General features: G+C 53.0%; 8 protein-coding genes. 1 reads left to right on the top strand and 7 read right to left on the bottom strand.

Going from position 1 to position 16210, the window contains the following annotated elements:
* Positions 1 to 34: 34 nt before the first annotated feature.
* The 7 genes from AC2215_RS11470 to AC2215_RS11440 form a co-directional block, all read right to left on the bottom strand.
* A complete protein-coding gene (locus AC2215_RS11470; protein ID WP_486810128.1) occupies positions 35 to 1000 on the bottom strand; it encodes a glycosyltransferase family 2 protein in 966 nt (321 codons plus the stop codon).
* A gap of 195 nt (positions 1001 to 1195) precedes the next feature.
* Positions 1196 to 2212 (bottom strand): glycosyltransferase family 2 protein, encoded by a 1017-nt coding sequence (locus AC2215_RS11465; RefSeq protein WP_486810127.1) that lies wholly within the window; start codon positions 2210 to 2212, stop codon positions 1196 to 1198.
* 93 nt (positions 2213 to 2305) lie between these two features.
* Positions 2306 to 3289 carry a hypothetical protein gene (locus tag AC2215_RS11460; RefSeq protein WP_486810126.1) on the bottom strand — a complete coding sequence of 328 codons (984 nt, stop codon included), beginning with the start codon at positions 3287 to 3289 and terminating at the stop codon, positions 2306 to 2308.
* Positions 3290 to 3485: 196 nt separating this feature from the next.
* On the bottom strand, positions 3486 to 4448 hold the full coding sequence (locus AC2215_RS11455; RefSeq protein ID WP_486810125.1) for a hypothetical protein: 963 nt from the start codon (positions 4446 to 4448) through the stop codon (positions 3486 to 3488).
* A 271-nt stretch (positions 4449 to 4719) separates the two neighbouring features.
* Positions 4720 to 5856 carry a glycosyltransferase gene (locus tag AC2215_RS11450; protein WP_486810124.1) on the bottom strand — a complete coding sequence of 379 codons (1137 nt, stop codon included), beginning with the start codon at positions 5854 to 5856 and terminating at the stop codon, positions 4720 to 4722.
* Between the two features lie 129 nt (positions 5857 to 5985).
* The gene (locus AC2215_RS11445) at positions 5986 to 10089 is read right to left on the bottom strand and encodes a non-ribosomal peptide synthetase (RefSeq protein ID WP_486810123.1); all 4104 of its coding nucleotides are present in this window, start codon (positions 10087 to 10089) and stop codon (positions 5986 to 5988) included.
* Positions 10090 to 10441: 352 nt separating this feature from the next.
* Positions 10442 to 14305 carry an FkbM family methyltransferase gene (locus tag AC2215_RS11440; RefSeq protein ID WP_486810122.1) on the bottom strand — a complete coding sequence of 1288 codons (3864 nt, stop codon included), beginning with the start codon at positions 14303 to 14305 and terminating at the stop codon, positions 10442 to 10444.
* Between the two features lie 1634 nt (positions 14306 to 15939).
* Between AC2215_RS11440 and AC2215_RS11435 the strand changes: the two genes are divergently transcribed.
* Positions 15940 to 16158 (top strand): Uma2 family endonuclease, encoded by a 219-nt coding sequence (locus AC2215_RS11435; RefSeq protein WP_486810121.1) that lies wholly within the window; start codon positions 15940 to 15942, stop codon positions 16156 to 16158.
* The last annotated feature ends 52 nt before the right edge of the window (positions 16159 to 16210 follow it).

Below are 16210 nucleotides of genomic sequence, written 5' to 3'. Positions count from 1 at the left end.
ATACGACTGCTATGCAATTTAAATGCGTGACAGCCTACTTTTGCCGCGACACTGCCGATTCGATCGTGCGACGCACCCAACCCGGCAGTCCCCGCAGCGTCCAGTACGTGCGACGGTAGACGCGCACCCAGGTAAACCGGAGTACCGGTCCGATGCAGCGCAGTTTTTCCCCCAGAGAAATGGGTGCCGATCGCAACACGGAAAATAAAGAGGTTGCCATGCGAATGTGAGGATCGTGCAACTCTTTGTAGCGAGTGGGATGGTAGCGTTTGTGAACCTCTTCCCAGTTAATTTCCTGGATGGGTTCCCGGCGACGGTGGGCCAAACAAGCCGGAACGTGAGTCCAGGGACCGAACAAGCTCAGTTCCATCGCCAGAACCTGGTCTGTATTCGGTAAAATTTGCAGCCGATGGGTGGCGAGCAATATGTCCCGACGCATCATCGTATAGATCGGGTCGAGGGTGTAGTGACCGGCGGTCATAAACCATCCCATGCGCTGGAATCGGACGTGAGGGCTTGGAGAATCGAGACGTTCTCCTCGATATTCAGAATAGTCCCGTTTTCCGTCATCGTGAATGTGGTCTTGGTAGGTAGTAACGCCGACAAATTCCGGTTGGGTTTCGAGGGCTTCGACGCAGCGGCGGGTGTATTCCGGTTCGAGCCAGTCATCGGCACCAAGCCAACGAAAATACTTGCCTCGGGCGAGTTCGAGGACGCGATTGAAGTTGGCGATTTGACCGAGATTTTCCCGGTTGCGATAGTAACGGACGCACAAACCGCGACGGACGTACTCTTCGCAAATATCTTCGGTGCGATCGGTCGAACCGTTATCGCTCACGACCACTTCGATCGCCTGCAAGTCTTGAGCCAGAAGAGAATCGAAAAGCCGCGACAGATATTTTTCGGCATTGTAAACCGGCAGTCCGAAACTGACCACCGGCGGTTCGGTGTTTTGAGCTAGGGTCGATAAAACTTGGGAATTGGCAGCAGAATTAGACATGGTTTTTCTCGTGATAGACCAGAGAGGCTGTCGGGGTTAGGGAGAGAGGGGGGAGACAAGGGAGACAAGGGGGACAAGGGAGATTAATTTTCCCAAAACTCCACACCCCGTTCCCCATTCCCTTTTCGGAATTCCGTTGGCGTAGCCTGCGCTCTGCGCATATTCCGAATTCCGAATTCCCCACACCCCATCTCCTTACCGACTCGATCGAGCGAAGACGCTATTTTGCCAGAAGTCGCCCAGTAACTTGGGGGGGTCGGTGTCGGGTTTGCCCTGCAAGACGCGGCGACACCGCCAGAGGACGAAACCGAGCAGCCAAACACTATCGGCAACGGCGGCGTACCACCAACCGTGGTTTTTGACGAAGTAGCGCTGTCGAGACTCGAACCGATATTTGGGCAGGCGTTTGGGGCGATCGTTTTCGTCGTAGGTATAGCCGGTACTTTGGCCGCCGATGTGTTTGACGAGACTTTGGGGAACGTACCAACAGGACCAACCCCCGCGCCGAGTCCGCAGGCAGAAATCTGTTTCTTCGTAGTAGAGAAAGTACCCATCGTCCATTAATCCTACGGACTCGAAGACTTGGCGGCGAACGATGAAACAGGCACCGGGAACCCAATCGGTTTGCTCCGGTTCGTCGGACATCTGACGGAGAACGGCCCATTTGGAGAGCAGTTTGGAGACAATTCCCAGGCGCAATCCGGCATCGAATTCGCTGCAAATGTTGGGAAAGCCGAAGGTCACGTGCCAGGGTTTGCCGTCGTTTTTTTCAAAGGCGCTACCGGCGATTCCCGCATCGGGGTGACTTTCCATGAATTCGACTAAGGCCGCTAACGCACCGGGACGGACGATCGTATCGGGGTTGAGGACGAGAAAATAGTCGGGAGGGTGGGCAGATTCGAGGGCGGGACGAATACCGGCGTTGTTGCCAAAGGCGTAACCCCCATTTTTGGGCGATCGCACCAGGGACACCCACTCGTCCCAGGCGTTTGTTTCGATGGCTGTGGCAATGCGATCGGCCGAATCGTCCCCGGAGTTATTATCCACCACGACGGCGCGAGTGCCGGGTAAGGCGCGCACTTCTGAAGCGAGGGAACGCAGACATTCAATGGTGAGGTGGGCGGTGCGGTAGTTGACGATAACCACCAACATCGAAGTCAGGGTTGGGGGCGAAGCGTCTGAATGGGTTTGGGTTGAAGTAAAGGCAGTCATGGGTTCTAGGCAATGGACAATGATGAAAAGGGTGAAAGGGGAAAGGGGGAGAAATGGAATAGTCTTTTGATTTCTGGGGAGGTCTATCCTAAATTAGGAGTCGTAGCCGAAGTTTTCTAAGTTGATGCCGATGAGTTGGCTGGTGCGCTGGTTGCTTTGAATAAAGGAATCTCCGACGGCTTCGGCGATCGTTTGTTTGAAATCGGCTTCGGCGCGATCGTGATATTTTTGAGGCAGAAATTCTTCGACGAGGGTTGAGAGTTTGTAGCCAAAGCGCCAGACAAAACCGTGGAAAGAGTTCATCTGTTCTGGGGGAGTGCAGAAGTTGTTGATTTTTTGGCGAAAGGCGAGGGTTCCCCCTTTTAAGCCGACGTTACGAGCCACTTTCTGATGGTCTGGATTTCCTTGGGAACCGGCAAACTCTAATACTTTTTGACTCACGTCTCGGCTGCTAATTTTCAGGAGTTCAAAGGGTAAAACGAGAACGTTTTCTGCGCCAAAGAGCATTTGGTAGTAGTTAATCAATAAGTCGTATTGAAAATAATCCAATCGACAAATCGGTCCGATGCCCGGTTGGCGCGTGGCATCGAGTCCTAAAAATCGTTCGATCGTTGCGGCATGTCCCGATCGAATATATTGTCGGTATGAGGAGAAAATCGCCGCTTTTTGCTCGCGAATGAAGATTAGAATTCGGGCTTCTGGAAACACTGCGTGAAGGCGATCTGCGACTTTTTTACCCCAATATTTCGCTAGCATTTGATTCCCGGTAAATAACTCTTCGGATAAAACGGGAATCAAATTTTTTTGCGCTGATTCTTCTAAACCGACTTCAAAAAATTGTCGAACTTTTTCGGAGGTAAAAGAGAAGGGATTCGATTCAACTAAGTTATCGATCGCACCGTATGATGGTAGTCCCCACGGTGCATAGAATCCAGAGTTTTGGTCTTTAAAAATGACCTGTTGCAACCAGGTTGATGCGGCTTTGGGGTATCCGATATGAATGAGAGGGCGAACTCTGGTGGGGGTTTTAATCTGGCGAGATTGTTGAGGAATATCGATCGATTGAATAGAAGTCATAGATTTAATTTCCGTACAATGTTGAGATGAAAATTAGAGTGTCAGTCAATCCATGAAAATCGAATCGAGCGGGAAAGATTTGAGTTGAGACGAAAATTGAAAGGCTTAGACTCGTGCCGCTGCGCGGAATTAAAAATGCTGAATATACATAGCTTTCACGGGTTTAAGACTCGGTCGTTATTTCTGCCGCGCTGCACTAGTAGTCAAACTCTGAAAGATTCATGTCAATGAGTTTACTGGTGTGGCGATTGCTTCGATCGAAATAATGACCCACGGCTGTATCGATACAGTCTTTGAGATAAGCTTCGGCGCGATCGTGAATGGTTTGAGGAACGATGCGATCGAATGTCGTAGAAATTTTTTGGGCAACTCGCCAATTTAGGGGGAGTTTGCCGCCACCAAAGTCATCAGATTGAAAAAAGTAGTTGAGTTTGCGACGAAGTTCTACCGTTGCACCTTTGAATCCAACATTGTGTGCTTTTCGATCGGCATTTGGGATGATATCTAAGCCAGAAAATTCGCTGAGTTTGTGTAAAAATAATCCTCGATCGCGCTTTAATAACTCAAAAGGCAAAACGAATACATTTTTTTTGCCAAATAATTCTTGGTAGTAGGAAATCAATAAATCGTATTCGAGAAAATCTAAACGACAGAGCGCTCCAAATCCCCGTCGGCGTTTTTCCAGACCGATAAATCGCTCGATGGTGGTAATGCCACCCATTTTGATGTGTTCGCGATAGGATGATAAGATCATCGACTTTTGTTCGCGAATGAGGATAAAAATGCGCGCTTCGGGTAAAACTTGATGAAGGCGATCGGCCACTTCTTTTCCCCAATATCGACCGCGAATTTGGCTACCCACTAAGGTTTCTTGGGATAACACCGGAACGAGATGGCGCCCAGTTGCCATTTTCAACCCCGGTTCAAATGCTCGTCGCGCCGCTTCCGCCGAAAAGCGAAACTCATTCGCTAGAACAAATTGTTCTGTCGCTTCACCCGATGGTAAACCCCAAGGGGCATAAAATCCATTTTTTTCATCATTAAAGATGGTTTGCTGCAACCAAGTTGATGCTGTTTTGGGATAGCCGATATGAACCAGCGGTTGTGCGAATTGAGTCGAATCGAATGACTTTTGTAAAGTAGAAGAGAGCCTGGGCATAGTTTTGGCAGAAGTTAGGGCGATTAGATATTCGATACGGTGATTTTTGAGAGGAAAATCGTTTGTGTGAGATAACTAGATTCAGGGTTTAATCTTTATCGGTTTGTTCGTTCTTGGGACGGGGGTTTAACTTTGTGAATTGAGAGAAAATTGTCTATAAATTCACGCGGGTTTTTATTTTTAGCCCATGGGATACAAATCGATTCGAGATGCTGAATCCTTGCATATGTTTGACGAATCATGCGATCGCAACTGAAAGCCGATCGACACTCTAGGAATTTTGAATCCCCAGATTGGCATTTTGAACGATCGGAACGGCATTATTAACTGGAACCGAAAGAGATTGGGCGATCGCATTCACAAATCCTCCCTTTTCCAAATAATCGGTATACACCCGGCGAGCGTTCCCTACAATTCGCGCCATCTCTTCAGGACGTTCCAAGTAATAGCGACATTTCTCCTCCAAATCGGCAAAATCCCAACGAACCGGGACGTAAGTCTCGTTTTCGATAAAGATATTCGGCTGAGTATCCAGGTGCGCCATCGACGGCTTCACCAACAAACAGTCGTTGCAAATCGCATCGAAATCTCGCCAACAGGTTTCCCCCCAGCCAAAGGGACTAAATACGAGCCGACTGTGCTTGAGTTCCCGGAGATACTGGCTTTGGGGAATCAAACCCTCTTCCACGAATCGGGCACTCGCGGCGAGTTGGTAATCCGATGCTAGAGGTTCGAGGGCGGCGACGGCTGCCATGCGATACTGGCAGTACCATTCCTGCTGGCGCTTGGGGCCCAACGCCAAACGGCAGAACACGTCGATATTTTTGTGAGTCTTGTTTCGGGCGGGACGCTTAGGGAAAAAGCGGGGTTGGCGCAGGGCTTTGCGGAAGCGGCGGGCCGTTCCTAAGTTCCAACCGGAGGCAATACGATGTTCGTAAGCCACCGGAACCGCAGAACCGACAAACCATCCTCGCAGTTCGGCTCCCCACTGTCGGGCGATAAACTCCACGAACTCGCATCCACCGACGAAAGACTTTTGGTAATCTGCCACATTCTGCAACCGCTGTCGTTTCAAAAATCGATCGACATAGGGCAACACGCTAAAGTAGTTGCTGCTGGCTTGGGCGAAGGGATCGACGAAAATCAGTTGGCGGTTGGGAAATTCCTGTCGCAATGCCTGAAAGGTTCGCGTCACGACATCGGCATTTTCGCGCCAGGAGGGGAAGAAAAACACCACGTCCGAATCGTGTTGCAGACAAGCTTCCCCCATCTCGATGATATTTTTCGCCCGAACGTGCTGCACCGTTAAATCCCCTTGGCGACGCAGCAATCGGCGTTCGTCAGCAAAGGGTTCGTGTTGGGCGGCGGAAATGGGATCTGTGGTTAAACCGAGGAGTAGAGCTTTCATGGCGTTCGGGTGTGGGGTGTGGGGTGTGGGGTGTTGGGTGTGGGGTGTGGGGTGTGGGGGACCCGGAGAAAGATACGATCGAGCTCATTTCGTATATCTGTTCCCCATTCCCCATTCCCCATTCCCCAATCAGCGATTCGCGAGTAACTTGGCAACCTGGGCGACGTTGGGTTCTTGGAGCAAACTGGAGTGGTTGCCCGAAACGTCCCAGGCACGCACGCCTTTAGTGGTGCGTTTGTGCCAACCCAATAGGGAGTCGCTGGTGTAGGCAATGCCCGGTGCGTCTGCGTCTTCTCCCTCCGTGGCGCGGAACAGCAGCAGTTCGCCCTCGAAAATGCCTTGAGGTCGGTATTCGGCTTCGGCAAATTCGTAAACGGTGCGGATGGAGATATCGCGCAGGAAGCGGGGGAGGGGGAGGTTTTTATCCAGGTAGTAGCGGAACAGCTTGAGGCGGGTTTTATTAGCGAGTTTTTGCACTTTGCTCTGGCATTCGTAGACGACCAGGTTTTTCACCTTCGAGAAAGCGACAGATGCGATCGCACCGACCCGTTTCAGGGGGTTGGACTCCTCCCCGGCGGCGAAGATTTGCATGAATCGGTTCCGGCGTTCGGTCGTCGCCAAATCGATCCGAGGGGCTTCCACATCTAGGGAGTCGAGAAGGATAACCCGATCGACGGTTTCTCCCTGGGCTTGCAGTTGCAGGGCAATCTCGAAGGCGAGCACTCCCCCAGCGCACAAACCGCCGACATGATAGGGACCGTGGGGTTGGACTTCGCGCATTTTCTCGATGTAATGGGCGGCCATTTCCTCGATGCGGGTGTGGCGGATGGGGTGGTGTTCGTCACCGTGGGGCCGCAATCCGTAGACGGGACGATCGCTGCCTAGATGCCGTGCGAGGTTGAGATAGAGCATGGTTTCTCCATCGGCGTCGTGCACCAGGAACAGAGGCGGTTCGTCAGCCCCCACCTGAATCGGCACCAGGGAATCCCAACTCGCAGCGGGTTGGGTGGGTTCGAGAATTCGGGCGAGTCCTTCGAGGGTGGGGGCTTCAAAGAGGGTGGCTAGGGGCAAATCCCGATCGAACTCCTTGGCAATCCGATCGAACAAACTGACCGCGAGCAGGGAATGTCCCCCCAACTCGAAGAAGTTATCCCCCAAGCCGATGTCTCCGGTCAACCCCAGCACCTCCTGCCAGAGTTTTGCCAATTTTTGCTCCACGGGCGTCTGGGGCGGGACGAGGCTACCCTGACGGTTCCAGGAGGGGACGGGGAGGGCGCGACGATCGACTTTCCCGTTGGGGGTCAGGGGTAGGGCATCGAGCACGACGAAGGCATTCGCCGCCGGAACCATGTAGTCCGGGAGGGTGGCTTTCAGGTGGTTCTGCCACTCGATGGCATCGGGATGGCGATCGGGATCGGGAACGATATAGGCCACCAGGCGCTTGTCCCCCGGACTGTCTTCGCGGGCGAGAACGGTAACATCAACAATGCTCGGATGCTGACCGAGGACCGCTTCGATTTCCCCCAGTTCGATGCGGTAGCCGCGAATTTTCACTTGATGGTCGATGCGTCCGAGAAATTCGATGTTGCCGTCGGGGAGGTAGCGGGCGAGATCGCCGGTTTTGTACAACCGCGTACCGGGGTCGAAGGGATTGGCGATAAACCGTTGGGCGGTCAGTTCCGGACGGTTGAGATAGCCCCGGACGACCCCGACGCCGCCGACGTGCAGTTCGCCGGGAATGCCGATGGGAACCGGTTGCAAGTTGCGATCGAGCAGGTAGACTTTGGCGTTTTCGATCGGGCGGCCGATGGGGGGAGAAACGGTGCCATCGGTACATTTGGCGATCGTGGCGCAGACGGTGGCTTCCGTGGGACCGTAGGCGTTGAAGAAGCTGCGTCCGGGGGACCATTGGGCAACCAAATCCGGGGAACAGGCTTCCCCCGCGACGATAATCGATTTCAGGGGCAGGTCGGTGTCTGGTAGGACGGCCAGGGCGGAGGGGGGCAGGGTGACGTGGCTGACTTGATGCTTGCGGAAGGTTTCGAGCAAGTCCGGTCCCGGCATCAGCGCCGATTTGGGTTCGAGCACCAATCGCGCCCCAGCGGTCAGGGTCATCACCACCTCGGAAATGGAGGCATCGAAGCTGAAGGAGGCAAATTGCAACACCCGGCTATCGGCTTCCACCTCGAAGGCGCGACTTTGGGCTTGGGCGAGGTTGCACAATCCCCGATGGGGGACGAGAACGCCCTTGGGTTTGCCCGTCGAACCGGAGGTATAGATAACGTAGGCTAAATTCTCTGGGGTTGTTCGGGTTTCGAGATTGATGGGGGAGTGTTTGGCAATCTCGGGCCAGTCTGTGTCCAAACACACCACTTTGGCGTCGTGTTCTGGGAGTTGCGACACCAGCCGGTTTTGCGTCAGCAGGACCGGCACTTGGGAATCCCCCAACATATAGGCGATGCGATCGACGGGATAAGCCGGATCGAGGGGAACGTAGGCACCGCAGGCTTTGAGAATCCCCAGGAGTCCCACGACCATTTCCAGGGAACGTTCCACGCAAATCCCCACCAGGGTTTCCGGGCCCACTCCCATCGAGCGCAGGTAATTGGCGAGTTGGTTGGCGCACTGATTCACCTGGCAGTAGGTGAGGGCGCGATCGCCGAAGGTAACGGCAATCTCGTCGGGGGTTTGCTGGGCTTGGGTTTCAAAGATTTGGTGAATGCAGCGATCGGCCTGGAATTCTGTTTCGGTACGGTTCCAGTCCACTAGCATTTGCTGCCGTTCTGGGGCGGTGAGGAGGGGGAGTTGGGCGATCGCGGTTTCGGGATTGGCGGCAATGCCGACCAGGAGAGTTTGGAAATGCCCGATCGCCCGTTCGACGGTTGCCCCATCGAATAAATCGGTATTGTATTTGAAGCTGCCGGCGACCCGGTTTTTCCCTTCCACCATTTCCAGGGTGAGGTCGTATTGCCCTTCCTGCTGGCCGATTTCGTAGGGTTCGAGTTCCAAGCCACCCCAATTGACCCGCACGTTGTCGTGACTGGGAACGAGCAACTCGGCCATCTCCCCGAAGGGTTTGGGATTCTGCAACACGAACATCACCTGGAACAGGGGAGAACGGCTGGGGTCGCGCCGGGGCTGCACCCGTTCGACAACCAGGGGGAAGGGATAATCTTGATGGGCGATCGCGCCGAGGACGGTTTGCCGGGTGCGCGCCAGGAGGGTTTTGAAGCTCGGACTCCCCGATAGATCGGAGCGCAACACCACCGGTCCGGCGAAATCTCCCACGATTCGGGCAAATTCCGGCTGAGAGCGACCGGCCATGGGCGACCCGACTAGGAGGTCTTCTTGACCCGTGTAGCGATGGAGGAGGACGTTAAACGCCGCCAGGAGCACCACGTAGAGCGTGACTCCCTCAGCCTTCGCCAGTGCCGTCAGTTGTTGCGTGAGTTCGGCACTCAGGGTAAAGGGAATCGACGCACCTTGATAGGTTTGCCGGGGAGGACGAGTGCGATCGGTGGGTAGGTTCAGGACCGGCAATTCTCCCGAGAGTTGGTTTTCCCAATACTTCTGCAAGCGATCGCCTTCGGGACTGGCGAGCATTTTATTCTGCCACTCGACGCAGTCGATAAACGAGCGATTCGGAGCCCGCAATTTCGCCGGAGTTCCACTCAATTCGGCCGGATACAACGAGCGCAACTCATCGAGGAGCAACCAAATCGACCAGCCATCGCAGGCGGTGTGGTGCAAGGTGACGAGCAAAATGCGATCGGCTTCGGTCCGCTTAAACAGTGCCACCCGCATCACCGGCCCGGATTCGAGATCGAAGGGACGCTCGTAGGCGGCTTTTACCTCTTGGTGTAACTCTTCCTCCGTCCACTCCGAAGCATCGATTTCGGCAAAACTCACTTGCTGGTCTTTGTGCACTGTCTGCACCCCCTCGCCGTTCTCGCGAGAGAAAGTGGTTCGCAGGGCTTCGTGGCGATCGAGCAGTGTCTGAAACGCCCGTTGCAGCGCCGCCACGTTCACCTGGGAGCGAATCCGAGCTGTAAACGCCGCATTATAGGCCGGACTCTCCGGGGCTTGGCGGGCCATAAACCAGAGCGCCTTTTGATTGTAGGAAAGGGGATAGCTTGACGGACGCTGGCGAACCTTTTGGGCTTTCAGCTTCTTGAGTAGAGCGAGCTTCTCTTCGCGGGACAGCTTGGCAACATCTTCGATACTAACAACCATGACTATTTATCCTGTATGATTCTTGTTCTTTTAAAAGGGATCTGGGGTGTGGGGTGTGGGGTGTGGGGTGTAGGGTGTCGGGGCTGTAGGGGCAAAGCATTCGGCTAGAAACTCAAGGGACAAACCGGTAACAATTAGTCCGAATGCTTCGCCCTCTTTTGAGGGTTAAACCGATAACATCTTCTCGGAGGATTTCATCGGGTGGCGATAAATCCGGGAGGAGGGCGCGCTTCGCAGCCATGCCGTTCGCGTAGCGTCTCCGAAGGAGAAGGCTATAGCATTTGGAATTTACATTTTGCGTTTTATCCATAATTAATCGCCCAAATGCTTTGCCCCTACAAGGGGTTTACACCTACAACATTTCACCGAGCAAGGCATTCAGTTCGTCGTCGCTGAGATCGTCTTCGGAGGGTTCGGGCTCGATACTCGAAGCTTGATGTTCTTCCACAAACGCGGCCAAACTCTCAATACTCAAGCCTTCAAGGAACTTCACCATCGGCACGTCTGCCCCTAACTCCGTTTTCACCCGGCCGCGCAACTCGATCGCCATCAGGGACTCCAGACCCAAGTTATTCAACGGTTCGGTGACATCCAACCCTTCGACGTCTACTTGCAACACCTTCGCCACCATCTCGGCAATGGCCGTTTCTGTGGTGCTGCGGGGGGCAACAACCGTACCCGTCGAAACGACCCGAGTCGATCGCGCTTCGATGGCAGTTTGAATGCTGCGGGCATCTACCAGTTGCGTGGCAATCCGGCGCAGAATCTCGTGCCGGGCGGGGTTGGACTGCACGGGAGCCGATTTGGCGGCTACCGCAGGTGTGAGGGTTGTCGATTCCTGGGGCTGATAGGTTGCCTCGGCGGCCATTTCTACTGGGAATTGGAACGTCCATCCTTCTTCTTGAGGCTGCTTGAAACTCTCCCCCACGGTATCTAGGAACGATAGTGCCGGTTGGTTTTTCGCTGTTGGCTGGTAGGGAACGCGGACGGTACTCAACCCCCGATCGCGGGCGAGTTCTCCCAGTTTTGCCAGCATCCGGTACTCAACCCCCCGTCCGAGGGCGCGACAGCTGAGGAGGAAGGTATCGACTTCGAGGGCATCGCTGCCGGTGCTCAACAGCATCGCCCCGACGATGCCGTAGTCTCCAAAGCGATCGCATAAATCCACCGTCCAGCATTCCAATGCCCCAGATGCGCACAACTGCCGAACGTCCGCTTCCGTGCGGCGAATGGTGGTGAAGTTGAACTGGTTGGTGCGGTGGGTGAGTTGGGCGACGCGGGGGAATTGGGCGGGGGCAACTGGGGCGATGGTAACCTGCAAGTTCAACCGCACTAGGAAATCCTCGAAGGTGGGAACGGCGGTGCGGAAGGCTTCCCGTTGCAGGTTTTGCTGGTAGAATTGGGCGCGTTTGGCATCCTCTTGGGTGCGTCCGGTGCGATCGAACGCCCAGGTATGGGCCAGGAATTGGGGAATGCGCTCGGTTTGGCTGGGAAGTTCCAAGGTGAGCACCTCCGGACAATTGGCTTGAACTTCGGCGCATTCGATCGGGTTGTCGTCGATAAAGATGAAGCTATCGAGACCCAAGTTCAACTCGGCGGCAAGGGCTTTGAGATTTTCGGATTTGGGTTGCCAGTTAATTTTGGCGGCGACAATTCGATCGCGGGTTAGAGGCATATCGGAGAGGCGATCGAATACCGCCCAGACATCCGCTTCTACGTTCTTGCTGCACAGACACAGCAGCATCCCGGCATCGGCGCAGTTCACCATAAATTCTTGCAATGCCCGATACTCCCCGTCGATGGCAATTCCCTGGGCGCCATCCTCCCCACAAACCCCTTTCCACAGGGTATTGTCGCAATCGAGAACCACCACTTTGTAGGGGGCGCTTTGCAAGGTGTGGATTTTCCGAGCGATTGCCGTTCCCAGGGCGGTGAAGAAGGCGGGGGTATAGGGAACCCGACCGAATTCATCTCCGTGGGCATCGTAGTAATCCTCGACGGGATAGGTCCGATTGACTTCGGCGGATTTGAGTAAATAGGCACCGCTTACTGCGGTCAATCGCTGGGCTAACCGATCTTCCATCCGCTGGTAAAACGCCGTGTCTGCGTCGGGAGTGGGAGGGCACACGCACACCACATGGGGGGTTTTCGAGCGTCCGGCGGCCGCACTCAGGGCATCGGCAAACTCGTCTACCGTCTGCTCGATTTTCGCCAAATCCGTGCCATCGCTGGCCGTTGCTTGACCGGGGCGAGTGGCGTAGATATTGTACAGTCCCGAACCGTGGAGTAAGGTTTCCTCGTCGATGTGCAGGTGGAATCCTTTCTCGATGAGGAGTTGCTTCACTTCGGCGATGATATGCCCTTCGCGATCGTGAACTTCCACCACCATTTGTTGAATGAGAGGCCAGTGCCGCGCTTCAATCCCTTGCAGCACCGGCAGTTCGCTTTTTTCGGCATCCAGTTTGAGCAAGTCGATGCGATCGATGCCTTCTGCGTCAATCACATCGGAGAGGCTGCGCAACTGTGCTTGGTAGGTTTCCACATCCAGCCGTCGGGCCATCAGTTGGTTTGCCCAGGCTTCCAACTCTTCCCCTTCTAAGGCGTTGTATTTGCCCAGCATATTCAGCACCACCGCCCGAATCGCCTGTTCGTCGTCGTGGCTGTCGGCGAAGAATCCGGAAAAGACGGAGGAGTTGGGATAGAAGGTGAAGGTTTCGGTGCGATTGCGATCGGCTAACCCGCAGTTGAAGGCTTTTGCCCCTTTACAATACAAGGCGAGATTGCTTTGCAATCGCTCGAAGGTGTGGGGGGCGGGTTCGAAGGCGTAGATGCGGGCGTTGGGGGCTTGGCGTTGGACGAAGAGGCCGAACAAACCGATATTGGCGCCGATGTCGATGACGCAGGCATCGTCGGCGAGGGTAATGCCGTTTCGCAAATAAGCCCGATCGAGGAAAATCTCTTTATATAAGTAGTCGGTTTCGTAGCGATTCAGGTGGGCGATTTCCACACCGTCGGCGAGGGTATGGCGGGGCTGGTTCCCGAAAACTTCGGCTTTGCGCGCTTCATCCACTGTGGGCAGCGAAGGGCGATCGGGTCGTCCCCAATCTTCCAGACGCAACAACACCACGTTCGTGCCATCGGTATTTTGGTTGAGAACGCTACTGGGGTCGAGCAATGTTTGGAACACCTGGTTGTAAGGCGCGAACTGAATCGAGGAGGGGCGATCGAGTTCGTTGCTCCAAAATTCTAAAGGTTTCTCTACCGGCTCTGCGGTAAATGTAGCTGTCACGGCTATGGTGGAGTTTGGAGGACGATTTAGACGCTTTCCATTCACCCGTTCGATGAAAACGCCGACCATTTCGATCGCAACTTCACCGCCCTCGTCGAATAGGTAAATATCGGCAACTAATCTTTGCGGATTTGCTTCTGTACTCGACTCTGTGGTGGGGCGAATGCGGGCGTGACTCCACAGCCGTGCCGGTAGGGAACGGTAGCAACTCAAGCGTTCGATACCAACCGGTAAATATGTTTCACCCCGTAAAGCGATCGGTAGAGCAGCCCACAACACTTGGAAACCCGTATCGATTAAAATAGGATGCGCTAAATAATTTTCAATATTGAATATCGCAGCTTCTTGTAGTTGAATCCGAGCTAATGCTTCCCCATCTTGCGCCCACAGTTCTTCGATAACCTGAAAACTCGTACCGTAGTCGATGCCCCGTTCGCGACAGCTATTGTAGTAGTCTGCAACGGAAGCAATCTTTAGGTTTTGGGCTTGTTGCGCTAAATTCGTTGTGGTCGGAATCGTTGTCGTTGGGGTCAGCTTACCCGAGGCGTGCACTGTCCCATCATCCCCACTGGTGACTTGGAAGGATGCCGCGTCAGTTCCCTGGGGCGTGTAATGGAAGCCAACGGTTTGGGGTTCGTCTTCCGGGAGCATCAAGGCTTGATGAATGACAAAATCTTCGATGGTTTGCCCCGTCGTATTGCCAGAAAATACGGACGTTCCGACGGCTAAAGCCATTTCTAGGTAGGCTGCGGCGGGGAAAATTGCGGAGTTGTAAACGCAATGATGGGCCAGAAACGCCGGGGAATTCGCCCGAATTTGGGACTCAAATTGATGGGTTGGGTGATGTCCCGACAAACCTTCACCGAGTAAAGGATGCTGACTCGGACAGCTCGAGGCTGGGTTGATTCTGTCGATCGCAAGAGTCATGATGATGTCCTGGATTGGTAGATGATAGTGGGTTTCAATCAGGGGGTGACGACCTGGGTTATCTCTTTATTCACTCAAGTTATTTAGGGTCTCTCCTACTGAATAGGTCTGAGGAATATCAAACTTATGCAGGTTTTTGCTGAAACTTCACTTTGGTGTTGTTAAGTTCTCGCGAATCACCAATAGTTTTACGCAAATTACGCTCGTTTTTTACATTTCTTAACAAGAAAAATCGATCGAAAAATTTAGGGACTTTCCATGATTTTACGCAGCACGAACGGTCAACAACAGACTTTAACGTCGTTTGCGAAAATTACCCGATCGAATCATTCGTTCGCCTTGAAGCTAGCCCGAATTATGGATGTTTCGATTGAGATGGTTGATACTCGATCGAAACATCAATTTATACGATCGAGATTATGACGATCGAGCATTGACGATCGCGTTTGATAATTATTTCGCTGAAAAGGAACTCCCTTGCTGATGGCAATAGAGATAAAAGGATAAGATCGCGCAGCCTACGCAAGGGATCTGTTTAGACAGAGTTTGGAGCAATTGCGATCGAATCTTGAACTCGATCGATAAATTTATACAGAGGTCAACAGTGGACCGTTTTAGGCACTTTTAAGAACGAGAACTGACCTCTAAAGCGTCATCCCGAGTCTTATTTTTAATCGATATCCTTTTGACCTATGAAATGACTGCTTTTTCGTGATTTGCGTAAATTTCCATAGTAATCGGGCTGTTCGTTCAAGTGTTAGCATCCAGACGATTATCTAAATTCGGATGGCAAAAACCGGTCAGAGGATAAGTTCTATGTCACAATTACGTTGTTATGGCTTTGACCAAAGTTGGCTTGACGATCGAGCGCTCGAGTGATTCTAGATTTTCAAAAAAGCAAGGGCGATCGCGTTGAATGCCAACGAATTTTACACGAGTGTTGCAAGCAATAGACTCAGCATCATCATCCTAAACTAACTCAGCAGACTGGAATCGATATTATTCCGCCTTCCGTCGATCGATGCCGACACAAACTGTGCGTCATAGAAAGACGATAAAATGCACCATTCGTAATAGCTGCACCCACACAAAATACAGAAGATTTGATGACGGACTTCGGTCAGTTATCTGACCGATCGCGCAAGAGGTCTGTACGGTCTTAAAGTTAAGAGACTGTAACAAAGACTCGTTTCACTTACAAACGCTTCACACTTATTGCGTTTTATTTACCTGTCAGACGTACACTCTGTTATACCACCTTTTTTTTGGGCTTCAATCGTTTAGAAGCTGCTTCACTAAAACTTTACTTTCGATCGTCCGGATCGCCAAAAATGCCCTGATTTTCGAGGCGAAATTGCCCTTAAAGGCTGAAAAAATATGCATTCTTCCGGGGTTTAAGAATTCGATAAAATTGGCTTGCGTGAGAATACACAGATGATGCTCGGTGCTTTTACGGATCTTGTTTGATATAGCGCTACGCGAAGCGGGAACAGAGAACGGGGAACGGGGAACAGTAGACTCTCAGATAGTTTCAGGATTTATAAATGTCCTAACTAATTTGCGTAGTGCTATATCAGCTCCGGGTAATTAACCATATAATGAGACCATTCGCCAGAACGAAAACATCGATTCTAATGGATGCAGCCCATTGCGATCGCCCCCTAACCGAAACTGAGTACTTGGCATGGGAAGCCACTCAGGATATCCGCCACGAATTCATCGATGGGGCAGTGGTGGCGATGACGGGGGGTTCTCTGTCTCACAATGACTTGACGGTGAGACTGATTTTGGAAATTGCGCCGAAAGTTCAGCCCAAGGGATGTCGCGCACATGTTGCCGATGCCAAAGTATAGCAACCGCGCCTTCCAATTAGGACATCGTTAGGGTGAGCTGGGGAAGCGGGGG

The sequence above is a fragment of the Zarconia sp. genome, from assembly GCF_057467645.1.
The sequence above is the reverse complement of the archived record's forward strand: the minus strand, read 5'-3'. Positions and strand labels throughout refer to the sequence as shown.